Origin of the sequence: Sphingomonas sp. (genome assembly GCF_017744835.1) — a bacterium.
Classification (GTDB): Bacteria; Pseudomonadota; Alphaproteobacteria; order Sphingomonadales; family Sphingomonadaceae; genus Sphingomonas.
Genome location: NZ_JAGIAM010000003.1, coordinates 738,679 through 760,754 on the forward strand (window position 1 = coordinate 738,679; position 22,076 = coordinate 760,754).

The 22,076-nt window shown below is 66.8% G+C and carries 20 protein-coding genes and 1 pseudogene; 6 read left to right on the top strand and 15 right to left on the bottom strand.

The window, feature by feature from the left end:
- Positions 1–5 precede the first annotated feature (5 nt).
- The 3 genes from kdpA to J7500_RS11370 form a co-directional block, all read right to left on the bottom strand.
- Positions 6–1,709 carry a potassium-transporting ATPase subunit KdpA gene (kdpA, locus tag J7500_RS11360; RefSeq protein ID WP_294061815.1) on the bottom strand — a complete coding sequence of 568 codons (1,704 nt, stop codon included), beginning with the start codon at positions 1,707–1,709 and terminating at the stop codon, positions 6–8.
- Between the two features lie 10 nt (positions 1,710–1,719).
- Positions 1,720–1,809 carry a potassium-transporting ATPase subunit F gene (locus J7500_RS11365; RefSeq protein ID WP_294061816.1) on the bottom strand — a complete coding sequence of 30 codons (90 nt, stop codon included), beginning with the start codon at positions 1,807–1,809 and terminating at the stop codon, positions 1,720–1,722.
- A gap of 106 nt (positions 1,810–1,915) precedes the next feature.
- Positions 1,916–2,197: a hypothetical protein gene (locus tag J7500_RS11370; RefSeq protein WP_294061817.1), complete on the bottom strand. Its 282-nt coding sequence runs from the start codon at positions 2,195–2,197 to the stop codon at positions 1,916–1,918.
- Between the two features lie 303 nt (positions 2,198–2,500).
- Here J7500_RS11370 and J7500_RS11375 point away from each other — a divergent pair.
- Positions 2,501–2,811: pseudogene (locus J7500_RS11375) on the top strand (KUP/HAK/KT family potassium transporter); the annotation flags it as partial.
- Positions 2,812–2,958: 147 nt separating this feature from the next.
- Here the strand turns inward: J7500_RS11375 and J7500_RS11380 are convergent.
- A complete protein-coding gene (locus J7500_RS11380) occupies positions 2,959–4,152 on the bottom strand; it encodes a serine hydrolase domain-containing protein (protein WP_367112977.1) in 1,194 nt (397 codons plus the stop codon).
- A gap of 137 nt (positions 4,153–4,289) precedes the next feature.
- On the opposite strand from J7500_RS11380, the gene J7500_RS11385 reads away from it, so the two are divergent.
- The 5 genes from J7500_RS11385 to J7500_RS11405 are packed head-to-tail and all read left to right on the top strand — an operon-like array spanning position 4,290 to position 9,278.
- A complete protein-coding gene (locus tag J7500_RS11385; protein WP_294061819.1) occupies positions 4,290–4,742 on the top strand; it encodes a MarR family transcriptional regulator in 453 nt (150 codons plus the stop codon).
- A 4-nt stretch (positions 4,743–4,746) separates the two neighbouring features.
- Complete coding sequence (locus J7500_RS11390) at positions 4,747–6,756, top strand: FUSC family protein (RefSeq protein ID WP_294061820.1); 2,010 nt, start codon at positions 4,747–4,749, stop codon at positions 6,754–6,756.
- Positions 6,753–6,980 carry a DUF1656 domain-containing protein gene (locus tag J7500_RS11395; protein WP_294061821.1) on the top strand — a complete coding sequence of 76 codons (228 nt, stop codon included), beginning with the start codon at positions 6,753–6,755 and terminating at the stop codon, positions 6,978–6,980. The genes J7500_RS11390 and J7500_RS11395 overlap by 4 nt, the downstream gene beginning before the upstream one ends.
- Before the next feature lie 4 nt (positions 6,981–6,984).
- Positions 6,985–7,866, top strand: coding sequence for an efflux RND transporter periplasmic adaptor subunit (locus tag J7500_RS11400; RefSeq protein ID WP_294061822.1), 882 nt, complete (start codon positions 6,985–6,987; stop codon positions 7,864–7,866).
- On the top strand, positions 7,866–9,278 hold the full coding sequence (locus J7500_RS11405) for an efflux transporter outer membrane subunit (protein ID WP_294061823.1): 1,413 nt from the start codon (positions 7,866–7,868) through the stop codon (positions 9,276–9,278). The genes J7500_RS11400 and J7500_RS11405 overlap by 1 nt, the downstream gene beginning before the upstream one ends.
- 275 nt (positions 9,279–9,553) lie before the next feature.
- Here J7500_RS11405 and J7500_RS11410 read toward each other — a convergent pair whose 3' ends face one another.
- From J7500_RS11410 to J7500_RS11460, 11 genes are all read right to left on the bottom strand, one after another.
- The gene (locus tag J7500_RS11410; RefSeq protein ID WP_294061824.1) at positions 9,554–10,864 is read right to left on the bottom strand and encodes an NAD(P)/FAD-dependent oxidoreductase; all 1,311 of its coding nucleotides are present in this window, start codon (positions 10,862–10,864) and stop codon (positions 9,554–9,556) included.
- Positions 10,865–11,094: 230 nt separating this feature from the next.
- The gene (locus tag J7500_RS11415; RefSeq protein ID WP_294061825.1) at positions 11,095–12,867 is read right to left on the bottom strand and encodes a hypothetical protein; all 1,773 of its coding nucleotides are present in this window, start codon (positions 12,865–12,867) and stop codon (positions 11,095–11,097) included.
- Positions 12,868–13,303: 436 nt separating this feature from the next.
- Positions 13,304–14,977 carry a GMC family oxidoreductase gene (locus J7500_RS11420; RefSeq protein WP_294061826.1) on the bottom strand — a complete coding sequence of 558 codons (1,674 nt, stop codon included), beginning with the start codon at positions 14,975–14,977 and terminating at the stop codon, positions 13,304–13,306.
- 20 nt (positions 14,978–14,997) lie between these two features.
- The gene (locus J7500_RS11425; protein ID WP_294061827.1) at positions 14,998–15,840 is read right to left on the bottom strand and encodes a sugar phosphate isomerase/epimerase; all 843 of its coding nucleotides are present in this window, start codon (positions 15,838–15,840) and stop codon (positions 14,998–15,000) included.
- Entirely contained in the window at positions 15,840–16,400 is a 561-nt protein-coding gene (locus J7500_RS11430) for a gluconate 2-dehydrogenase subunit 3 family protein (protein WP_294061828.1), read from the bottom strand. The genes J7500_RS11425 and J7500_RS11430 overlap by 1 nt, the downstream gene beginning before the upstream one ends.
- Positions 16,397–17,200 (bottom strand): DUF1080 domain-containing protein, encoded by an 804-nt coding sequence (locus J7500_RS11435; protein WP_367112982.1) that lies wholly within the window; start codon positions 17,198–17,200, stop codon positions 16,397–16,399. The genes J7500_RS11430 and J7500_RS11435 overlap by 4 nt, the downstream gene beginning before the upstream one ends.
- A gap of 26 nt (positions 17,201–17,226) precedes the next feature.
- Positions 17,227–18,138, bottom strand: a complete 912-nt coding sequence (locus J7500_RS11440) for a TIM barrel protein (RefSeq protein ID WP_294061830.1) — start codon at positions 18,136–18,138, stop codon at positions 17,227–17,229.
- Positions 18,139–18,151: 13 nt separating this feature from the next.
- Positions 18,152–18,541 carry a c-type cytochrome gene (locus J7500_RS11445; protein WP_294061831.1) on the bottom strand — a complete coding sequence of 130 codons (390 nt, stop codon included), beginning with the start codon at positions 18,539–18,541 and terminating at the stop codon, positions 18,152–18,154.
- Entirely contained in the window at positions 18,538–19,686 is a 1,149-nt protein-coding gene (locus J7500_RS11450; RefSeq protein WP_294061832.1) for a Gfo/Idh/MocA family oxidoreductase, read from the bottom strand. Before J7500_RS11450 ends, J7500_RS11445 begins: the two co-directional genes overlap by 4 nt.
- 5 nt (positions 19,687–19,691) lie before the next feature.
- Positions 19,692–20,750 (bottom strand): sugar phosphate isomerase/epimerase, encoded by a 1,059-nt coding sequence (locus J7500_RS11455; RefSeq protein WP_294061833.1) that lies wholly within the window; start codon positions 20,748–20,750, stop codon positions 19,692–19,694.
- Positions 20,747–21,994: an MFS transporter gene (locus J7500_RS11460; protein WP_294061834.1), complete on the bottom strand. Its 1,248-nt coding sequence runs from the start codon at positions 21,992–21,994 to the stop codon at positions 20,747–20,749. The genes J7500_RS11455 and J7500_RS11460 overlap by 4 nt, the downstream gene beginning before the upstream one ends.
- Positions 21,995–22,076: the final 82 nt, after the last annotated feature.

Consider the following 22,076-nt stretch of genomic DNA (forward strand, 5'->3'; position numbering starts at 1 on the left):
TGCCCTCAGAAGAGCTGGCCGCGGATCATCCCGAGATGATCGGCGATCGGCCCGAGCGCGAGGCTCGGCAGGAAAGTGAGGCCGCCCAGGATCAGGATCACGCCGACCAGCAGCGAGACCCAGAGCACGCCCGTGGTCGGGAACGAGCCGGTGGATTCGGGGTGGTATTTCTTGGCGGCGAGGCTCCCGGCGATCGCGAGGACGGGCACGATCACCAAGAAGCGGCCGATCCACATCGCGACGCCCAGCAGGCCATTGTACCAGGGCGTGCCCGAGGTGAGGCCGGCGAAGGCCGAACCGTTGTTTCCGGTGCCCGAGCTGAAGGCGTAGAGGATTTCGGTGAAGCCGTGCGGACCCTTGTTGAGCGGCCCGGCCAGCCCCTGCGGCATCACGGCGCTGAGAGCGGTAAAGCCGAGGATGCACAGCGGCAGCACTGCGATCGCGAGCACCGCCAGCTTGACTTCCTTCGCCTCGATCTTCTTGCCGACATATTCGGGCGAGCGGCCGACCATCAGCCCGGCGACGAACACCGCGAGGATGGCGAAGAGCAGGAAGCCATAGATGCCGGCCCCGACGCCGCCGATCACGATCTCGCCCAGCTGCATGTTGATCAGCGGGATCATCCCGCCCAGCGCCGTGAAGCTGTCGTGCATCGCATTGACCGCGCCGCAAGAGGCCGCGGTGGTGACGACCGAGAAGAGCGCGCTCGCGGCGATGCCGAAGCGGACTTCCTTGCCCTCCATGTTGCCGCCGGGGACGCCCAGCGCATGGAGGTTCGGATTGCCGGCAGCTTCCTGCCAATAGGTGATGCCCACGCCGGCGAGGAAGATCACCAGCATCGCGGCGAGGATGACCCAGCCCTGGCGCTGGTCGCCCACTGCCTTTCCGAAGGTCCAGGTGAGGCCGGTGCCGATCAGCAGGATCGACAGCATCTGCACGAAGTTGGTCAGCGCGCCGGGGTTCTCAAACGGATGCGCGCTGTTGGCGTTGAAGAAGCCGCCACCGTTGGTGCCGAGCATCTTGATCGCCTCCTGCCCGGCGACCGGGCCGACCACGATCGACTGTTTGGCGCCCTCGAGCGTGGTCGCATCGACGATGCTCGAAAAGGTCTGCGGAACCCCGCTCGCGATCAGGAAGATCGCATAGACCAGGCAGATCGGCAGCAGCACGTAGAGCGTGACGCGCGTCATGTCGGCCCAGAAATTGCCGATCCCGCTCACCTGCCGCCGCGCGAAGCCGCGGAAGAGCGCGAAGGCGATCGCGATGCCGGTAGCGGCCGAGAGGAAATTGTGGATCGCCAGCCCCAGCATCTGGCTGAGGTTCGAGAGCACGACCTCGCCCGAATACCATTGCCAGTTGGTGTTGGCGACGAAGCTCACCGCGGTGTTGAACGCGCCGTCCGCGCCGATCGCGGCCAGGCCGCGGTCGTTCATCGGCAGCACGTGCTGCAGGCGAAGGATGGCATAGGTGAGCAGGAAGGTCGTCAGCTGGAACAACAGCATGTGCACCGCGTAGCGGCGCCAGCCCTGCTCGGCGTTCGGGTCGACGCCCGCGAGCCTGTAGAAGCCGCGCTCGACCGGTCCCAGCAGGGGGTGGAGCAGCGTGCGGTTGCCCGCATAGACGGCGTGCAGCCACATCCCCATCGGCTTTGCGAGCGCGAGCAGGACGGCGACGAAGACGAGGATCAGCATCCAGCCTTGGACGGTCATCGTGGAATCCTCAGAATTTCTCGGGCCGCACGAGCACGGCGACGAGGTAGAGAAGAAGGCCGAGGGCGGTGACCCCGGCGAGCGCGAGCTGGAGCGTCATGGCGATGGTCCTCAGGCCTTGTCGCAAAGGCGCACATAGGCGAGCGTTAGCAGGAAGAGCCCGGCGAGCGCGGCGAGCCAGATCAGGTCGTTCATGGGATTAGCCTTCAGAAGCCGGTGAAGCGGTTGCGCTGCGGCACCGCGATGCGTTCGAACAATCCGCCGCCCTCGATCAGCAGCGCGAGTCCGCCGACAAAGGTCAGGAACGTCGCGGCGCCGAGCAGCAGCTCGGATAGGGTGGCCTGATGCGGCGGAGGCGGATGCACCAGCCGGTGCAGGGTCCGCGCAGCGAAGGCGCACAGGACGAGCGACGCGACTCCGCACAGGCGGATCGCGATCTCCTTCCCCATCGAACGCCGCGCCCCGGCCGCGCGATCGGCCCCAGTCATGGATGTTGCTCCCGGCGTGAATCGACGCCCGGGATGTGGTGCGGAGCCCGATAAAGCTTCCATGTGGAAGTTGGGCCGGGCGCATAAAGGAAGCGTGAAGTGAGCCCGCGCGGGAGCGGGGCCGGGCCGGCATAAAGATTCCGTAGAGTTCGTGGCGGCGGTCTTGCGACTTCACTAAGCGGCGCCGACCATCGGAGGATCCCGCGTTGACCACCGCGACAGCCGAACCAGCCGAATTCTCACACACGCATCAGGAAAGCCTTGCCGCGCTCGCGCTCGGCGCGTTCGACGTGGTGTTCGGAGCTCGCGTTCCTCGCGCTGGGATCTGTGGTGTCGTCGGTCACCGGCGCCGAAGCACTCTATGCCGATATGGCCATTTCGGGCGCAAGGCGATGAGCGTCGCCTGGTTCTATCTGGCCTTCCCCTGCCTGATGCTCAACTATCTCGGGCAATCGGCGCTGCTGCTCCACGACCCCGCGGCGGCGCAGAACCCCTTCTTCCTCATGGCACCCGACTGGGCGCGGCTGCCGCTGGTGATCCTGGCGATGGCAGCCACGATCATCGCCAGCCAGGCAGTGATCTCCGGTGCCTTTTCGGTGACGCAACAAGCGGTCCACGCTGATCGCCTCGAACCGGCCCGGCATGGCGCTGTGGCGCGAGCGGCTGTTCGCGGCGATGGTCCGCAATGCCGAAAGCGCGGTGGAGTTCTTCAAGCTGCCGACCAATCGCCGCGCCACGTGGAATGGCGGCAATGAAGGCGCTCAGCTGCCGTTGCTTTCAGGGCCGTATTCCCACCGGTACGGCACTCCGGTTTCTCCCAAGGCCGCACGGACCAGAGCCGGAAATGCTTTCTCGATCCTAACATCGTTGCCCAAGACAAGGACGCACCGGCGACCGCGCTGCAGACAGACCAGGGTATTGGCCGTCACGTCGTTGTGCCCGCCCTTCAGCCAGCCGGGGCCTTGAGGCCCGGTGAAGGCGATTACCCCGAGGGCCGCCTTCGCACGCGTCCGCTCACCAGCCGGCGCTTCGTTCTCCAGCGTCGGGAACTGAGTCTTGCTGGTAATGATCTGCGTCCCGCGGGAGAATTCTGCCCGCCATTTTTCGGGCAACCCATATCCCCGGACCATTGCAGCCGCCATTCGCGCCAGGTCGCTGATCGTCGTGTCCATCGATCCTGCGGCGCGCACCCGACTACGATCATCATGGGGTTCGACCTTGCCGCTCTCATCCCATCCGTCCGCGAGGTTCTTTCCGAAACCGTCCTGCCAGATCAGTGAAGTCCTGGTCATCCCGAGTGGCCGGAAGAAGCGGCGTTGCAGCTCCTCCTCGACGCTCAGCCCCAGGCCCCTCTCCAGCCCGAATTGCAGGAGCGAGATGCCCTCACCGGAATATGCGTACCGGCTGCCAGGGTCGAAGTGAAAACGCAGCTTTCCGTCAGGCTCGAGGGACGAGAAATTCGCGAAACCCGTGGAGTGGTTCAGCGCATGCCGCGGAGTCACTTGCTTCCATCTATCGTCTCCCGCCAGGTCGCCCCACGCTCCGTAGGCGTCGATGTTCCCATAGGCAGGGATCGGCTGGGGCAGCATCAGCGCGATCGGCCGGTCGAGGTCGAGCTTCTTTTCCGCGGCCAGCTGCGTAACCAGATATCCGAACACGGCCTTCGTCAGGGACGCCCCATACATGATCGTCTCCGGCGTCAGCGGCTCTCCAGCTGCATTGCGCGCGCCATAAGTCCGGACCGAAACGACTTCCCCGTTGTCGATCAGCGCCACGGCCACGCCCCTGGCGCCTGTCCTCGTCATGGCGGCTTCGACGGCTGCGTCGATGTTGCGCGCCGGCCGAGATCCGGCAGGCGCCGTTCCGCCTCCAACGAGCGCCAGCAGGCCGAGAAGTCCAAAGCGCACTCGCTTACGCATCATGTCCCCCTGTCGGCCCCGAGACGAAACCGGCATCCTCGCTAAACGACGGAAACCGCAATCGCGGAAGCGGCAAGCGTGAAGTCTAACCGATCGAAAACACACAGCAACGGCGTTTTCAGCAACTGCGGGAAGAGTTGCACAAAGGTAGATAGCTATCTATTGACCCTGTCATGATCGAATTGCGCTCCGCCCTCGAACGTCGCTTCGCGACGACGCTCGTTCCGGCGGCACGCGCCTATCGGCATCATCTCGACCGCGAGCTCGCCGGGTTGGCGCTATCGCATGCATCGGCGGTCGCAGTGATGCTGCTTGGCCGGTGCGAAGGAGATATGCGCCAGGGCATGCTTGCCGAGCAGCTCGGCATCGAGGGGCCGTCGGTCGTGCCCATCGTGGACCAGATCGAGCGCGCTGGCCTGGCCGAGCGCCGCCCGGATCCTACCGACGGACGCGCCAAGACGATCCACCTGACCGAAGCTGGGCAAGCACTCGCCGCCCGCGCGGAGGAGCGCTCCGCCGAAGTGCGCGCCGCGCTGCTTGCCGGAGTCGACGCGGGCGACCTCGCGATCGCCGCCAAGGTCATCGAACAGCTGCAAAAGGCGCTCGACGCCGCCCATTCGGACTGAGCCGGTGCGGATCGGTGTGCGCGAGGCCGTGTTTTCGGCCAATTGCTTCGTTGCCGCGATGCTGGCGCTGTTCATCTCGTTCACCCTCGGGCTCGAGCGCCCTTTCTGGGCGGTGGCAACCGTCTACATCGCCAGCCAGCCGCTGAGCGGCGCGGTGCGTTCCAAGGCAGTGTTCCGCCTGCTCGGCACGGTGATCGGCGGCGCCGCCGCGGTGGTGATGGTGCCGGCCCTTGTCGATGCTCCGTTGCTGCTGTCGCTCGCGCTCGCGCTGTGGGTGGCTCTGTGCCAGTTCATCTCGCTGTTCGACCGCACGCCGCGCTCCTATATCTTCATGCTCGCCGGCTACACAGCCGCGCTGATCGGCTTCCCGGCGGTCACCCAACCCGACACAATCTTCGAAACCGCGGTGCTGCGGACGCAGGAGATCGGCATCGGCGTCGCCTGCGCCGCCATCGTCCATGCGGTGATCTGGCCGCGTAGCGTCACCACCCTGCTCGGCACACGGATCCGCACCTTGCTCGACGAGGCGGAGGACTGGATCTCGGACGTACTCGCGCCAACGCCTGCCGAAGGCGCCGACGCCAAGCGCCGCCGCCTGGCGGGCGACGTCACCGAACTGCACAGCATGGCGGCCCATGTTCCCTTCGACACCGCCGCCGCGCGCCCGACCCAGGCGGTGCTAGCGGCACTGCAGGACCGGTTCGTGCTGCTCCTGCCGCTGGTTTCCGCAGTCGAGGACCGCATCCAGAGCCTCGCCGCGCTCGGCGCGACGCCGCCCCCGATCGCCGGGCTGGTGGCGGATATCCGCACCTGGGCGCACGCGCCTGAAAGCATCTCGCCGGAAGCGCTGATCGCTCGCTGCGGCACCCTGTCGGCGCAGCCGCCGTCGGCGGACTGGGCGGGCCTGCTCGCCGGCAATCTCGTGTCACGATTGCGGGAGTTGGTCGAGGCGCTGGACACGACTCGCCTGGTCGCGGCGCAGGCGATCGCGCCAGACCGGCCCACGCCCGAACGAATCCGCAACCTGCTGCGCGAACGCCAGCAACGCCCGCTCCACCGCGACGCGCCGCTGGCGCTGCTGTCGGCCGCAGCGACGGTGATCGCCGTGCTGGGCTGCTGCGCCTTCTGGATCGCGACGGGCTGGCCGGAAGGCGGCGTCGCAGCGATGATCGCGGCCGTCGTCTGCTGTTTCTTCGCGACCATGGACGATCCGGTCCCGGCGCAGCGCGGTTTCCTCGTCTGGACCGCCGTCTCGCTCCCGCTCGCCTCGCTCTATCTCTTCGCGCTGCTGCCGATGGTGCACAGCTTCGAGACCCTGGCGCTCGTCCTGGCCCCGCCGCTGCTCGTGGGCGGTGCGCTGATGGCGCTGCCGCACTGGTATAGCCGCATGATGCCGCTGGTCATCGGCTTCGCCGGCGGATTGGCGCTGACCAACAATTTCACCGCCAATGCCGCGAGCTTCTTCAACGGCAGCATCGCGCAGTTGATCGGGATCGGCGCATCGGTCCTGGTCACGCGCACCTTCCGCAGCCTGGGCGCGGGCACTGCGATCCGCCGCCTGCGCCGGGCCGGCTGGCGCGATCTTGCCGAACTGAGCGCACAATCGGGGGCGCTGCCGATCGCTGCCTGGCGGAGCCGGATGCTCGACCGCGTCGGCCTGCTCGCCGCGCGCATCGGCGACGTCGAACAAGCGGATCGCGACCTTGGCATGGCGGCGCTACGCGAGCTGCGCATGGGGGTAAATCTCGCCCAACTCGTTCCTGATCCGGCCGAAGAAGCCGGTGACCTTGACGCGCTGCGCGCCGACATCGCCGCCCATTTCCGGGCCCGGCAGCGTGCCGGGACGGACCTCCCCGCCGAGCCGCTACTCGCGCGCATCGACGCCGCGATCACGACAAGCTGGACGCTGCCCGACGGATCCGCCCGCCGTGCGCGGCTGGCTGCGCTCACCGGGCTGCGGCGCAACTTCTTTCCCGCCGTCCCCGGCTGGGAACCGCTGAAGGAAGCCGCATGACCGGTGAGATCGATATCGCGGGCGTCTATGTCCACCCGCTCCTGATCGCGGCGGTGCTCGCCTTCCTGTTGGCAGAGCTCGTCGCCTGGGGACTCGGCCGGCTCGGCTTTTACCGTTTCGTCTGGCATCGCGGCCTGTTCGACGTGGCGCTCACCATCCTCCTCTGGGCCGGCCTTGCCGCGCTCATCACCGGCGGCAGCCTGGCTGCAGCCTTCACCGGCTAGGAACATGAAGAAGATTGTCATCCTGCGCGTCGTGGTGACGCTGTTCGTCGTGGCACTGGCAGCCGTCGCGGGCCAGCGCCTCTGGGCCCATTACGAGGAGGAACCCTGGACGCGAGACGGGCGGATCCGCGCCGATGTGGTGCAGGTCGCCCCAGACGTCTCCGGCCTGGTGACGGCGGTGCTGGTCAAGGACAACCAGCAGGTCAGCGCCGGCACGCCCCTGTTCGAGATCGACCGGCCGCGCTACCGCCTGGCCGTCGCCCAGGCCGCATCGGCGGTCGCCGCGCAGCAGGTTCAGCTCGCCCAGGCACGGCGCGAGGCGGCGCGCAACCAGGAACTCGGCGAGCTGGTGGCCGGCGAAGTGCGCGAGCAGGGCCTGGCGCGGGTTGCGCAGCTCGAGGCCTCGCTTGCCCAGGCGCGCGTCGCGCTCGACACTGCGAAGCTCAACCTCAGTCGCACCCTGGTGCGCGCGAGCGTCGCCGGCACCGTCACCAACCTGACGCTCCGCCCCGGCGACTATGCCACTGCCGGCCATCCCGAATTTGCGGTCATCGACCGCAGCTCGCTCCATATCATCGGCTATTTCGAGGAAACCAAGCTGCCGCGCATCCATGTCGGCGATCCGGTGCGGGTCCAGCTGATGGGCGACGACCGCGTGATCCAGGGCCATGTCCAGAGCGTCGCCGGCGGCATCGAGGATCGCGACCGCAGCCCCGGCGCGAATCTGCTCGCCAATGTGAACCCCACCTTCAGCTGGGTCCGGCTCGCCCAGCGCATTCCCGTACGGGTGGCGATCGACCAGGCGCCGGCCGGGGCGGAGCTCGTCGTCGGGCGCACTGCGACGGTGGAGATCGTCGCGCCGGCCAAGCCGGGAGCGCATGCGTGATGCGCCGCTTCGCTCCCGTCCTGACGGCAACCCTGCTCGCGGGATGCACCGCCGGCCACGATTACCGCCGTCCGCCCCAGGCCATTGCCGATAATCCGGCGGCCACCGGCGCCTTCCTGGGCGCGGCTGAAAGGCCCTATACCGCGGCCCCGCTTCCGGACCATTGGTGGCGGCTCTATCAGGATCCCACGCTCGACCGGCTGGTGACGGAGGCGATCGCGCACAACACCGATCTGCGCGTAGCGGCCGCCAACATCGCGCACGCCAATGCGGCGCGCGATCTCATCGAAGATGCTGGCAAGCCGCAGACCGGGATCCAGGTCGCGCCGGGCTATGCGCAGCGTTCCGCCGAGGAGGAGATGGTGCCTGGTGCTCCCCTGCCCTCCGCGCTGGTCTATTCGGCGGGCGCCAGCGTCTCCTATCAGCTCGACCTTGCCGGCCAGGTGAGGCGCGCGATCGAAGCGGCCGACGCCGACGTCGCCGCGACGCACGCCGCCTATGACGCCGTGAAGGTCACGGTGGTCGCGGACACCACCCGCGCCTATCTCGATGCCTGTTCGGCAGGACGCGAGGTCCAGGTGGCACAGCGTTCGCTCGAGCTGCAGCAGCGGACGACGGCGCTCACCGGCAAGCTGGTCCGCGCCGGCCGCGGCATCTCGCTCGATACGACGCGCTCGCACGTGCAGGAGGAGCAGGTACGCGCAACCCTGCCGACCCTCCTCGGCGCGAAGCAAGTCGCGCTCTACCGGCTGGCGACACTGACCGGCCACCCGCCCGTCGCGTTCGATCATATCGTCGCCGCGTGCTCGGCCGAGCCGCACCTGACCCGGCAGATCCCGATCGGCGACGGCGCGCAATTGCTGCGCCGCCGCCCCGACGTGCGACGTGCCGAGTTCGAGCTACACGCCGCTACTGCGCGGATCGGCGTCGCCGAGGCGGAGCTCTACCCACATGTCACGCTCGGCGCCTCGCTGGGGTCTGTCGGGCTCATGCGCAACGCCTTCAGCAGCGACACCTACAAATTCTCGCTCGGACCGCTGATCAGCTGGGAATTCCCCAATCGCGGACGGGTGCGGGCCCGCATCGCCGGTGCCCAAGCCGAGGCCGACGCGGCTTTCGCGCGGTTCGACGGCGCAGTGCTCGCTGCGCTGCGCGAGACGGAGACGGCGCTGACCGTCTATGCACGCGATCTCGACCGGCGCGCGGCGCTTCGGCAGGCGCGCGATCAGGCTGCCCAAGCGGCAGGAGATGCGGAAAAGCTGTTCCGCGCGGGCCGCACCGGTTTTCTCCCCGTGCTCGACGCGCAGCGCACGCTGATCGGCACCGAGCAGACACTCGCCGCCGCCGACAGCCGGCTCGCGGCAGATCAGGTCCAACTGTTCCTCGCGCTCGGCGGAGGGTGGCAGGACTAAAACGGCACGCCACAGCCTCGGCGGACGCGCGCAGATTCCCGATGAGCGACGACAGCTCTCGACGCAGGTATCACGGATAACGAACGGCAGAGATTGGGGTGCATTGCTGACCGGCAGCTCAGACGAACCCCTGCCAAGCGGCTTTCGGGCCGCTGTCCGACATTCCGCATTCCGCTCGAGATCCGAGGATAGCTGTGTTCGCCGGCCGATTGCTGCGAAATGTTCCGGCTCGAAGCCTGTCCAAGGCCACAAGCCGCCGAGCTGTATCGCGGCGATCAATGCAGCTTGAGCCGCGGACGGACGATGCGGTTCACCCGGCCGACCACGAGGAGCGCACTACCCTTCAGCCATCCGTGGATCGCGATCAGATGCATTCGGTAGAGCGAGGTGTAGACCAGGCGCGCCAGGCGGCCCTCGATGGCCATCCTGCCGCCGACCAGGCTGCCCATCAGGCTGCCCACGGTCGAGAAGCGGCTCAGCGAGACCAGTGATCCGTGATCGTGGTAGACGAACGACTTGAGCTGCTTGTCTTCCATGTCGCGAACAAGGTTGTCGAAAACCGTCTTCGCCATCTGATGGGCGGCCTGCGCCCTGGGGGGCACCGGCCGGTCGCGGCCGCTCGGCGTGCACGAGCAGCAGTCCCCCATGGCGAAAATCCGCGGGTCGCGTGTGGTCTGCAGGCTGTCCTGCACGACAAGCTGGTTGAGCTGGTTCTTCTCGAGGTCGAGACCCGCCAATACCGGCGATGCTTTCACCCCGGCCGCCCACACCAGCAGATCGCCTTCGATGCGCTCGCCGCTCCCGGTGATGATGACGTGCGGCTGAGCCTCGACGACGCGCACGCCGGACAGGACCCTGACGCCGAGCGCCTCGAGCTCGGCCTGGGCAGCTTCGGCGAGGCGTTCGGGCAGCGCCGGAAGGATGCGCGGACCGGCCTCGATCAGCGTGATCTCGAGCCGGCTCTCGTCGAACACCTCTAGCCCGTAATATTTCAGCGCAGCCGCGGAATTGTAGAGTTCCGCAGCCAGCTCGACCCCGGTCGCGCCGCCGCCGACGATGACCACCCGGACATGGGCATCGCACGAGGGGTTCGCGCTCATCTCGCGCGAAACCCGCAGGCAATGATTCAGCAGGCGGTTGCGGAAGCGGTCGGCTCCGGCCCGATCGTCAAGCCGCATGCAGTTCTCGGCCACTCCGGGGGTCCCGAAGTCGTTCGATATCGAGCCTATCGCGATCACCAGATGGTCGTATCGGATCGGGTGCCGGGCGATAATCTCGCTGCCGTCGTCATCGAGCAGCGGAGCGACGATGACCTGTCGGTTCGCGCGATCCACGCTTTCGAGCGTGCCGTGGAAATAGCGGTAGCCCCACCGATGGCAGTGGCTGCGATAGCCGACTTCGTCGAGATTGGCGTCGAGCGACCCGGCGGCGACTTCATGCAGCAGGGGCTTCCAGATGTGCGTCCGATTCCGCTCGAGCAGGATGATATCGTGGCGCCTGCGGCCGAAGCGCGCGCCGAGGCGGCGGACCAGTTCGAGCCCGCCGGCGCCGCCCCCGACCACGACGATCTGCGTCTTGCGCTGCATCCGGTAGCCCCCTGCCCGTAAAATCGGAGCACCTCCAATGAGTGGCCATACCCCGCAAGCGACTGTCTGTTATCCGCGCGTTTCACACAATGGGCAGATCATTCGCCATCGGCCGATTTCGGCCCTTGTGCTTGAAGTCCGACGTCCGAAAAAATCGGGCCGGGAGCGGACAGATTTCATGCTGCCGCCCGACACGTTCGTGGACAGTCTTCAGAAGCGAGGGCGGACGTCTATCGCGCGGGCTTCCCAATCTCCGCTCTCGAAAGCAAGGCGGCGGCGGCCGGCTGTTCGGGCGATGCGAACGGCCCCTTGGCGACGGGCAGGAGCGTGCTGCGCGCCTTATCCTTGAGACCGCGCCCGATCAGCTCCTGGCCGAGCTTCAGCCTTGGGCCGGGCGCGGCGGGCGCAGAATAAACGACCTTGGCCAGCCCTTCTATGGCTGGGTCCGGGGCTCGCTCCCCGGCAACGGCGAAGCTGTTGTAATAGGCGATGAGCGGAAGGATGCCCTCGGGATCGAGGCGGTTGGCCTTGATGATGAAGCTTCTCGCTTCCTTGAACCGCCGCGCACGTTCGGCGGCGGGCGCGCGCGCGGCGAGCTGCGTCAGCGCCGTGCCCTTCCACATCAGCGCCCTTGTTTCCGTCGGTAACTGTGCAAGCGCTTGTTCGGCGGCCTCGAGACATTCCCCCGGATTGCCCGCGCGGCATTCGGCCTCGGCCAAGAGCAGCTGGTGTTCGACCAGGTTGGGGAAACGCCGCGCATTCTCGCGAAGCCCGTCGAGCCAGGCCGCGCGCCGGGCGAGCGCTGCCGAACGCTGGGGACCGGCTTCGGCCGGAACCTCGATCCGGGCGCCCAGCTCCAGCCGGCCGCGGATCAGGCCGGCCTCCGCCCGGGTCAGTCGGCGGACGGTGGGAGCCGGCGCACGCTCGGCCGGAAAGGTCATCCGCTCGCCCTGCAGCTTGCGCCCCCGGTACGCCGTCATTGCCCTCTGGAGCTCTGCCGGATCGCCGAAGGCGCTCGCGGCGCTTTTCGAATCGGCGCCCCGCGCCATGGCATTGAGGTAAGCGAGCAACCGCGGTTTCCACGCGTCCGAGAAATACAGAAGATGGACGAGCCGCCAGGCGTGGTAGGGCGTCCAGGCCCGCCGCCCGGAAAGATAGCGGCCGTCCAGGATGTCCGACACCGGATAGGCGTTGTAAGAATCCATGACCTGGAAGTAGCCGGGCGGAAGGTGGCCATATTCGACGAAGTCGTCGCCTGCCTCCATCGTCGCGAACATCTCGCCGAAGCCCTGCAGGTACCAGCGCGGGTAAGCCGCCGGGAAATAGGTCATCAGGAAATTCTGCGCGAAGCCGGCATAGAGGCGCGATTCGGCCGACTGGCAGAAGGCAAGCTCGTTCACGGGAAGCTGGGCGAGGATCTGATCCGGATCCACCGTAAGCCCTCCATCGCCCGTCACCCGGGGGCTCACGACGACGCTAGCTATGTAGGGGTCGCGGTCGCCGGTGCAATTGCGGCTGGTCGGAGCGCCGTACGACGGGCGAAGAATCAGATTTACGCCGTCCCTGGTTGTGGCGAGCACCGATCCGTCTTCGCGCGGATCATAGTAGATCGTTTTGGCGAACGCCTCCGGAAACGGGCCATATTGCCAGCGAAGGTCGGTCAAACGGAGCCGCTCGAACTCCCCGGCATCTCCGATCATGGTGACGGCGATCTTGATGGTCTCATCGGGCTCGTCCACCCGTCCGGTCAGGGCGGAGAGGAGGAAGTGGAGCTTCTCGAGATTGTGCGCGGTTCGCAGAAGGTCCTTCTCGTCATCCTTGCTGAAAACCACGACGTGCGGCGTTTCCGCCATCCGCCAGTCGCTCATCTCCACCTTGGAATCGCGCGGCTTGGTACCGGTGACCGTGATGGTGGTGTCACCATTCTTCACCGGCCCCGTAAGCTGCGCGTGCGCCGGGAGGCTCAGGGCCATTCCAACGACCAAAAACGACCATCGCATCATTTTGCAGCCTCCCCCAAGCACCGGATCAGCATTGGCCACCTGACCGGACCAAAAATCAAGTCACTCCGAGAAGTTGTTGCTGCAGAGAGACCCTACACGACGTTCGTAAGAAGGCCACTTCACGTATGATCGGCCATCAGGCAGCGGAAGACTGCGCGTGAGGAGGTCGCTCTATTTCGTCGGATAAGCCCGTGACAGGAGGCGATACAATTCCTGCAGCACGGACAGCAGATTTTGCGGTATGCCGAGCGTTTCAACCTCTTCGACCCGGCGATGGGGCTGCGTGCTACTAGATCAACAATCCGTCTCTATGCACCTCGTCGTAGACCAGCCGGGGACCGAACCATGAAGCGGGCTGCGCCAGCGGGAGCGCGCCGACGCGCTACCGCGCAGCTTTGATTGCCGCTGCGCGCGCGTTCTCGGATAGGTATCGGCCTCAGGCGCCGCGGGTGCGCACCGCATGATCAGCGGCACGCGCCGTGAGCGCCATGAAGGTGAGCGACGGATTGACGCACGAGACCGAGGCCATCTGCGCGCCGTCGGTGACGTAGAGGTTGGGCGCGTCATGCGCCTGGCTCCAGCCGTTGAGCACCGACTTGCCCGGATCCTTGCCCATGCGCGCGCCGCCCATCTCGTGGATCGCGTCACCGGGCACATGCTCGTCCTCGGAGCTTCCGACATTGAGCAGCCCCGCCGCCCTCAGCATCTTCTCGCCCTGCTCGCGCGCGTCGGCCATCATCCGCAACTCGTTCTCGCGGAACCGGACATCGAAACGCATCAGCGGCACTCCGAAGCGATCGACCTTGGTCGGGTGCAGCGAGACGTGGTTGTCCTTGTAGGGCAGGCATTCGCCGAACGCGCCCATGCCGAAGGTCCAGGGCCCGTATTTGCGCATGCCCTCCTTCATCGAAGCGCCGAAGCCCACGGGCGTGGCGGGATCGCGCCGCGCGCCGCCCTGATAGCCGTAGCCGCGCTTGAACCCTACGCCTTCCTCGCCGCCGATATTGCGGAAGCGCGGGATATAGACCCCGCCCGGCCGGCGGCCATATTCGATATAGTCGGTCATGCCGGGAATCTCGCCCCAGATGCCGACGCGAAAGATGTGGTCCATCACATAGCGGCCGAGCGTACCGCTCGAATCGAAATGGCTCCGGCCGCTGCCCGGCGCGCGCGAGTTCATCAGGATCTGCGTCGACGCCATCGCCGATGCGCAGAGGAACACCAGATCGGCGTTGACCACCTGCGCCTGGCCGGTCTTCGCATCGATATAGCGCACCCCGCTGACGCGCTTGCGGGCGGGATCATATTCGAGGTTGGTGACCACCGCATCGGACTGGAGCGTCAGCCGCCCCGTCGCACGTGCCGCCGGCAGCGTCACTGCCTGGGTCGAGAAATAGGCACCGAACGAGCAGCCGTTGCTGCACTGCGCACGGAACTGACACTTGGTGCGGTTCTGCTCGGGCTTGTCCTCGGTCATGTTCGAGAGCCGCGTGTTGATCAGCTTGCGCCCCGGAAATTCGGTCTCGAGCCGCTGCTTGAGCCACTTCTCGGCGATATTCATCGGAATCGGTGGCTGGAACTCGCTGTCGGGCAGATAGGGCAGCTTCTCGCGCGAGCCCGAGACACCGATGTACTTCTCGACATAGCTGTACCACGGCGCGACGTCGTCATAGCCGATCGGCCATTCGCCATCGATCCCCTCGCGCTTGTTGGCTTCGAAGTCCTCGGGCGACCAGCGGAAGCTCCACCGCCCCCAGATCAGCGACTTTCCGCCCACCGCGCCGGGGCGGATCCAGTAGAACTTCTCGCCTTCGTCGAAGGCGTAGGGATTCAGCCGGTCGTTGTTGTAGAAACGTTGGTTGCTCGGCGCGACATAACCGTGCTTGGCGATGAAATAGTCGCTATCGACCAGTGCCTCGGGCATACGGTTGCGCGCCGGGATCTCATAGGCCGGCTTGCCGTCATAGGCATAGCCTTCGCCATGCTCGACCATCACGCCCCGATCGAGCATCAGGACGCGGAGTCCTTTCTCGGTCAGCTCCTTCGCGGCAAATCCCCCGCTCACGCCCGACCCCACGACGATCGCGTCGAACCTGTTGGTCGCTGCCATTTCCCTCTCCAATTCTCTTATCAGAAGCGCAGCGCGCTGAGCGTCCGGTAGCTGGTGGTGATGTCGGGGATGTAGGGCGCGGGCGCCTGGTCGTTCTCGACATAGAAGTGCTGCACGCCCGCGCTGCCCTTGCGCTTGAACAGCGCGGCGAAGTCGGTCGTGCCCTCGCCCACCGCGGCCATCTTGCGATCGGCACGCATGTCCTTGACGTGATAGGCGTAGAGCCGGTCGGCCACCCGATCGATCAGCCCGGGCACGTCTTCCCCGGCGAAGCCGGCCCAGTAGAGATCGAGCTCCACCTTCACCAGCGCCGGATCGGTCGCCTTCAACAGGCGCTCGTACAGCGAGACGCCGCCAGGCTTGTTGGTGAACTCGAAATCGTGATTGTGATAGGCGAAGCCCAGCCCGGCCTTCTTCAGCCCTTCGGCGAAGCGGTTGAAGTTGGGCAGCGCGGCCTGCCAGCCGGCCTCGGTACGGTGTTCGTCCGTCATGTAGGGCAGCACGACCGTGTCGGCGCCCAGCGTCTTGGCCATCACGACCGACTGGTCGAACTTCTGAAGCAGCGCGTCATAGCCGATATGGACCGAAGGTGCGCGAAGCCCGATCCGGTCCATCGTCTTGCGCAGCATCGCGGGGTCCATGGCGTCATAGCCGCCGCCGCCGAACTCGACTTCGCGGTAGCCGATGCGCGCGACTTGCTCGAGCGTGCCCACCGGGTCCTTCGAGAAGATATCCCGGACGGTGTAGAGCTGGAGCCCGACCGCCTTGAGCTGCGCGGCGGCCGCGGGGCGGGCGGAAACGCCGGCAAGCGCGAGCCCGGCAACGCCTCCGGCGCCCGCGAGCAGATTTCTGCGGCTGATCATCATGCGGAATACACCTTGTTGACCTGGGAATAGGGGAAAGCGCCGTTGTACTCGCCGGGAACGGGCAGATATTCGCGCTCCTGCGTCATGCCGATCTCCGAGGTGTAGTAGCCGGCGATCACCAGCTGCCGGAACGCCTCGAAGAATTCGGCGCCGCCCTGCAGCTCGTCGTTCATCGCCAGCGTGAGCAGCGCGTCCTGCTGCGCCGGCGTCGCCTGCGCGGCCGGGACCTTGTGGTCCTTCAGGCTGCGCGCCTCGATCGCATCGAGCCCCGCGAGGATCGGAATCCGCTCGTCGGGCCTGGCCCAATCGGCAAGCAGCTTCTCGATGAAGGCCGGTACGCCCGCGGCGATCGCGCCCGGCGTGTCGGTGGCGGGCAGCACGCGCTCGGCCAGCGCGGTCATGGACGCGCGCTGGACGGGGTTGAACACCGCCACGCTGGGCGGTCCGTCGCTGATCACCGGTATCTTGGACGCCTGGGCGGCACGGGCGATCGGCGCGAACAGAGTCGCCCCGAACATGGCCGCCACGCCGCCGAGCGCGGTTCTACGATCGATCACTTGCCTTCTCCGAGATCGATGGCCGCCTCCGGGAGCGGACGCACCCAGATGTTGCGGAAGGATACGGGGGAATCATGGTCCTGGAGCTGCAGCGGGGCAGCATCGGGATGCGGCGTGTAGCTCGCCACCTGCCGCCAGATCGTGGTGCCGAGCATCGGCTGGTGGTTCTGCACCAGCACACCGTTGAGGAAGGCCGTGACATAGGCCGGGCGCAGCAGCTTGCCGTCGGGGCCGAAGCGCGGGCGTTCGAAGACGATGTCGTAGCTCTGCCAATCGCCGGGCTTGCGCGCGGCATTCACCAGTGGCGGTTTCCAGCCATAGACCGCACCCACCGCCCCGTCGGCATAGGTGGGGTTCTGATAGCCGTCGAGGATCTGTACCTCGTAGCGCTGCATGAACCAGATGCCGCTGTTGCCACGATCCTGCGAGCTCTTGGTGGGCGGGTTGGGCGAGCGGAATTCGAGATGAAGCTGGACGTCACCGAAGCTCTGCTTGGAAATCAGATTGCTCTCGCCCCCGATACGCGCCGGAACGGTCAACGCGCCGTCCTTGACTGGCCAGGGCGTCCGCTCGGCGCGCCAGGCGTCGGTCGAACGGCCGTCGAACAGCACGATCGCGTCCGAGGGCGCACCGCCGGGATTGGTCGCCGGCGTGACCACCACCGGCGCAGGGCGATCGGAATCATGGACGTGCCATTGCCCGCCGGGCAGCATCGGCGTGTCCTTGAAGCCCGGCTTCTCCTGCGCGGCGACGCCCGTGGCGATGAGCGAAGCCGCCCCCGCGAGCAGCCCGCAGACCATGCGGATGCCAGTCATCCTCCCTCCCTTCATAGCATGTCGATCTGGCGATAGGCGGCGATCAGCCGCTCCTCGCCCGCCCGCCCTGCGACGGAATTGCCGTGCTCCATGCCGATCACGCCGGAATAGCGGCGCGCACGCAGCCATTTGACGATGTTGGCATAGTTGATCTCGCCGCTGCCCGGCTCCTTGCGGCCCGGATTGTCGCCGAATTGAAGATAGCCGATCTCGCTCCAGCAGGCCTCCATCGTGGGGATCAGGTCCCCCGACTGGATCTGCGCGTGATAGAGGTCGGCCAGGATCTTCACCGCCGGGCTGTTCGCCCCGCGCGCCACGGCATAGCCCTGCGTGATCGTCTGCATGTAGACGCCGGGATGATCGGTCCGCGTGTTGAGCGGCTCCATGACCATCGCGATGCCGTGCGGCGCCACGATATCGCCGGCGCGGCGCATCACGTCGATGATCCGCGCGGTCTGGATGTCGAGCGGGACCTTGGGGTCGAGGAAGCCGGTGACGACGGTCATGTGCTTCGCGTCGAGCCGCCTGGCGACGTCGATCGAAGTGCGGATATCCGCGAGGAACGCCTCGCGCTCAGCCCCATCGTTCGCCCCGAGCAGCGGACGCGACTGCGCCCATTTGGGCATGCTGGCGACGAACACGCCCATGGTCATGCCCCGATCGCGCAAGGCCTTGGCCATCTGCTCCTGCTCGGCGACCGGGCGGCTGGACGCCTCATTGTCTTCCCAGGCGGTGAAGCCCTGGTCGGCGGCAAAGGCGATCTGCTCGATCAGCCCGCCGCGGCTGGCGAAGCTACCCTGGTGCGGTGCATAGCCCAGCGAGAAGCGCGCGGCGTTCGATCCGCCGCCCTGCGCGCGCGCCAGCGGCGGCGCCACCGCCGATGCCGCGCCCACGGCGAGGAGCGTCCGGCGCGAGACGCTCATGCCCGCGCCTCGATCACTTGGCGCCCTCGGCCTTCAGATACGCGATGATCGCCGCGCGCTTGGCCGGATCGGCCATGCCGATCGGCATGCGCGTGCCGGGCACCGTCTTGCCGGGCGCCGCGATGAAGGCGTCGAGCGTCTTGTCGTCCCAGCGCAGTTTCGCCGTCTTGAGCGCAGGCGAATAGTTGAAGCCCGGCGCCGATGCCGCGGGGCGCCCGACCACGCCGTGGAGATTGGGACCCACCCCGTTCTTGCCGCCCGCCTGGACGGTGTGACACGCCTTGCACGCATTGAAGGCGGCCGGCACGGTACTCGTTCCCGTCTGCGCAACGGTGGGCGACCAGGCGACGGCGAGCGCGGATACTGCGACGCCCCCCACTCCCAGGCACGCGAGAAGCTTCATTCTTTCTCTCCCGGATTTACGCTTGTCCATTTCCGATCCGAAGCGGCATTGGCGATGACCGCCTCGATGAACTTCATCGTGCGAAGTCCGTCGCTTACGCCCGGAAACCACGGGTTGCCGCCGCCGCGGATGGCAGCAGTGAAGCCCCGATAGAGGTTGGCGAAGGCCTCGATATAACCCTCGGGGTGCCCCGACGGTGTGCGCAGCAGCGCCGCGGCGCGAGGGTGCAACCCTGGCCCGCCGGCGCGGATGATCTCGGCCGGCCGGTCGAGCCAGCGCAGGATCAGCGTGTTGGGCTCCATCTGCGCCCATTCGAGGCCGCCGCGCTCGCCATGGATGCGCAGCTTGAGTCCGTTCTCTTCGCCCGCCGCGACCTGGCTCGCCTTGAGCACGCCGCGCGCGCCGCCCTCGAAGCGCAGCAACGCGCTGACGTCGTCGTCGAGACGGCGGCCGGGAACATGGATCATCAGATCGGCGGAGACTGCCTCTACGCGGAGCCCCGAGACATGCTCGGCAAGCTGGAAGGCATGCGTGCCGATATCGCCCAGGCACCCGCCGAGGCCAGCGCGCGCCGGGTCGGTCCGCCATTCGGCCTGCTTGTTGCCAGTGGTGTCGATCGGCTCGCTCAGCCAGCCCTGGAGATATTCGGCCTGCACCAGCCGGATCTTGCCGAAATCGCCGCGCGCCACCCGCGCCCGCGCCTCCTCGACCAACGCATAGCCGCTGTAGGTGAAAGCCAGCGCAAACAGCCTGCCGCTGGCGCTGGCCGCCGCCGCGATCGCCTCAGCCTCGGCGACGCTCATCGCCATCGGCTTTTCGCAGAAGACGTGAAAACCGGCGTTGAGCGCGGCGATCGCCATCGGCGCGTGGAGATTGTTGGGCGTCACCACGGCGACCGCATCGATGCGCGCCGCGGGGGCAAGCGCCTGCTCGCCCGCCAGCATCGCGCCGAAGCTCGGATAGACTCGCGCCGCATCCAGCCCCAGCGCCTCGCCGGTGCGGGTGTTGCGTCCCGCATCGGTGCTAAAGGCACCCGCCGCCAGTTGCCAGTCGCCATCGATCGCGGCGGCCATGCGGTGGACGGCACCGATGAAGGCCCCCTCCCCGCCGCCAACCATGCCCAGCCGAAGCGCGCGTCGAGCCATGTTGGTTATTCCGCCGAGAGCCCGAGGACCGCGCGGATCGCCCCCCGGTCGACACCGCTCGCCGCGAAGTCGTCGAAGGCATGTTCCGTCAGGCGGATGATGTGGTCGCGGATGAACGGAGCGCCTTCGCGCGCGCCGTCCTCTGGATGCTTGAGCGCGCATTCCCATTCGAGCACCGCCCAACCCGAATAGCCATATTGCGCCATCTTGCTGAAGATGCCGACGAAATCGACTTGCCCGTCACCCAGCGAGCGGAAGCGCCCGGCGCGATCGACCCAGCTCTGATAGCCGCCATAGACCCCCGAGCGTCCGGTCGGGTTGAACTCGGCATCTTTGACGTGGAAGCACGAGATCCGGTCGTGGTAGCGATCGATGAAGTCGAGATAGTCGAGCTGCTGCAGCACATAGTGCGACGGATCGAACAGGATGCGCGCGCGAGGATGGCCGCCGACCGCGTCGAGGAACCGTTCCCAGGTCGCGCCGTCGTGGATGTCCTCGCCCGGATGAATCTCATAGGCGCAGTCGACCCCCGCTTCCTCGAACACGTCGAGGATCGGGATCCAGCGCCGCGCCAGCTCAGCAAAGGCTTCCTCGACTAGCCCCGCGGGACGCTGCGGCCAGGGATAGACATAGGGCCATGCCAGCGCGCCCGAGAAGGTCGCGTGCGCCGAAAGACCCAGCCGGGCGCTCGCCCGCGCGGCGAGCTTGACCTGCTCGACTGCCCAGGCCTGGCGCTCGACCGGCTTGCCGCGCAGCTCGGGCGGCGCGAAGCCGTCGAACAACGTGTCGTACGCCGGATGCACTGCGACGAGCTGGCCCTGCAGGTGCGTAGAGAGCTCGGTCGGCTCGATGCCGTGTCGGGCGAGCATGCCCTTCAGGTCGTCGCAATAGTCCTGGCTCTCGGCGGCGCGTTTCAGGTCGATCAGCCGCGAATCGCACGGGATCTGGATTCCGACATAGCCGAGGTCCGCCGCCCATTTCGCCAGCCCCTCGAGCGTATCGAACGGTGCGGAGTCCCCCATGAACTGGGCAAGGAAGATCGCCGGCCCCTTCATCGCGGTCATGCCTGTGCCTCCCTGCTGTCGTCGCGGAAGGTGAAGACGAAAAGCAGCGCGATCAGCGCCGCCGCGATTGCCGGGTACCACCACATCTGCTGCCAGTCGGCGATGCTCGCGACCTCGGGCATGCGAGCATAGAGCAGCCCGCCGATCTGTGAACCGAGCAACATGCCCACACCGTAGGTGAACAGCGTCAGCATCCCCTGCGCCTGCGCGTTGACTCCCTTGGGCGACGCGATCGTGCCGGTGTAGATCGCACCCGCGACGAAGAAGAAGTCGTAGCAGACGCCGTGCAGCGCCACGCCCAGATAGATCGCCCAGAGCGAATCGCCGCCGTCGCCGATCGCGAACAGCGCATAGCGCAGCGCCCAGGCGATCATGCCTACGAGCAGCAGCGGCTTCACTCCGAAGCGGCGGTAGAGCCACGGCATCGCGAACATGAAGGCCAGCTCGGACATCTGCCCGATCGACATGGTGCCGCCGACATTCTCGATCCCCGCCACGCCGATGAAAGCGGAGGCATAGGCATAGTACATCGCCAGCGGGATCGAGATCAGCGTCGCGCAGACGATGAAGACCAGGAACGAGCGCTGCTTGAGCAGCCCGAATGCCTCGGCGCAGAGCACCTGGCGCACTAGCCCTTCTCCGCTCGGCGCGTCAGGCGCGACGTTGGGCAGCGTGAAGCTGTAGAGGCCGAGCGCGATCGAGACCACCGCCGCAACGCGGAAGATCTCGGGGCTGGCGGAGAGGCCGGCCCAACCGATGATCAGCCCGGCGACGATCCAGCCCAGCGTACCGAACGCGCGGACGAAGGGGAAATTGTCGACTCGATCGCCGAAGCTCTTGAGCGCGATCGTGTTCGCGAGACCCACCGTCGGCATGTAGAGGATCATGTAACCGAGCAGCAGCCAGACGAAGGTGGTGCCGCCCTGCGGTGTGACCAGCGAGGGCAGCACGAACAGGATCGCGCCGCCCACGAGATGCAGGATCACCATCAGCATCCGCGGGCTCAGGTAGCGCGTTGCCGCCATGCCTAGCAGGAAGGATCCGACGACCGACGCGATCGGGCCGACGGAGAAGGCGTCGTCGATCAGGTTGCCGATGCCCACGGTCTGCATCACCAGACCAAGAGTGACGGCCCAGGCTCCCCAAACGAAGAATTGCATGAACATCAGCGCGCTCAATCGCGCCGTCAGCATCCCTGACCCGGGGCGCGCCTCATCCAGGCGCACGCCTTCCGCAACTGCCATATCGCAGCCTCCCCTTTATGCAGTTTGCCTGCATTTCGACTCAACGATACGCGGGTTTCGAGCGATGTAAAGCGTTACATTG

Coding starts and splice junctions, on each gene's coding strand:
- J7500_RS11420 (WP_294061826.1), bottom strand. CDS start 14,977: ATGGCAGCGACCAACAGGTTCGACGCGATCGTCGTGGGGTCGGGCGTG.
- J7500_RS11405 (WP_294061823.1), top strand. CDS start 7,866: ATGCGCCGCTTCGCTCCCGTCCTGACGGCAACCCTGCTCGCGGGATGC.
- J7500_RS11395 (WP_294061821.1), top strand. CDS start 6,753: ATGACCGGTGAGATCGATATCGCGGGCGTCTATGTCCACCCGCTCCTG.
- J7500_RS11425 (WP_294061827.1), bottom strand. CDS start 15,840: ATGATCAGCCGCAGAAATCTGCTCGCGGGCGCCGGAGGCGTTGCCGGG.
- J7500_RS11435 (WP_367112982.1), bottom strand. CDS start 17,200: ATGGTCTGCGGGCTGCTCGCGGGGGCGGCTTCGCTCATCGCCACGGGC.
- J7500_RS11370 (WP_294061817.1), bottom strand. CDS start 2,197: ATGACTGGGGCCGATCGCGCGGCCGGGGCGCGGCGTTCGATGGGGAAG.
- kdpA (WP_294061815.1), bottom strand. CDS start 1,709: ATGACCGTCCAAGGCTGGATGCTGATCCTCGTCTTCGTCGCCGTCCTG.
- J7500_RS11460 (WP_294061834.1), bottom strand. CDS start 21,994: ATGGCAGTTGCGGAAGGCGTGCGCCTGGATGAGGCGCGCCCCGGGTCA.
- J7500_RS11365 (WP_294061816.1), bottom strand. CDS start 1,809: ATGACGCTCCAGCTCGCGCTCGCCGGGGTCACCGCCCTCGGCCTTCTT.
- J7500_RS11445 (WP_294061831.1), bottom strand. CDS start 18,541: ATGAAGCTTCTCGCGTGCCTGGGAGTGGGGGGCGTCGCAGTATCCGCG.
- J7500_RS11380 (WP_367112977.1), bottom strand. CDS start 4,152: ATGCCGGTTTCGTCTCGGGGCCGACAGGGGGACATGATGCGTAAGCGA.
- J7500_RS11415 (WP_294061825.1), bottom strand. CDS start 12,867: ATGATGCGATGGTCGTTTTTGGTCGTTGGAATGGCCCTGAGCCTCCCG.
- J7500_RS11450 (WP_294061832.1), bottom strand. CDS start 19,686: ATGGCTCGACGCGCGCTTCGGCTGGGCATGGTTGGCGGCGGGGAGGGG.
- J7500_RS11385 (WP_294061819.1), top strand. CDS start 4,290: ATGATCGAATTGCGCTCCGCCCTCGAACGTCGCTTCGCGACGACGCTC.
- J7500_RS11410 (WP_294061824.1), bottom strand. CDS start 10,864: ATGCAGCGCAAGACGCAGATCGTCGTGGTCGGGGGCGGCGCCGGCGGG.
- J7500_RS11440 (WP_294061830.1), bottom strand. CDS start 18,138: ATGAGCGTCTCGCGCCGGACGCTCCTCGCCGTGGGCGCGGCATCGGCG.
- J7500_RS11455 (WP_294061833.1), bottom strand. CDS start 20,750: ATGACCGCGATGAAGGGGCCGGCGATCTTCCTTGCCCAGTTCATGGGG.
- J7500_RS11400 (WP_294061822.1), top strand. CDS start 6,985: ATGAAGAAGATTGTCATCCTGCGCGTCGTGGTGACGCTGTTCGTCGTG.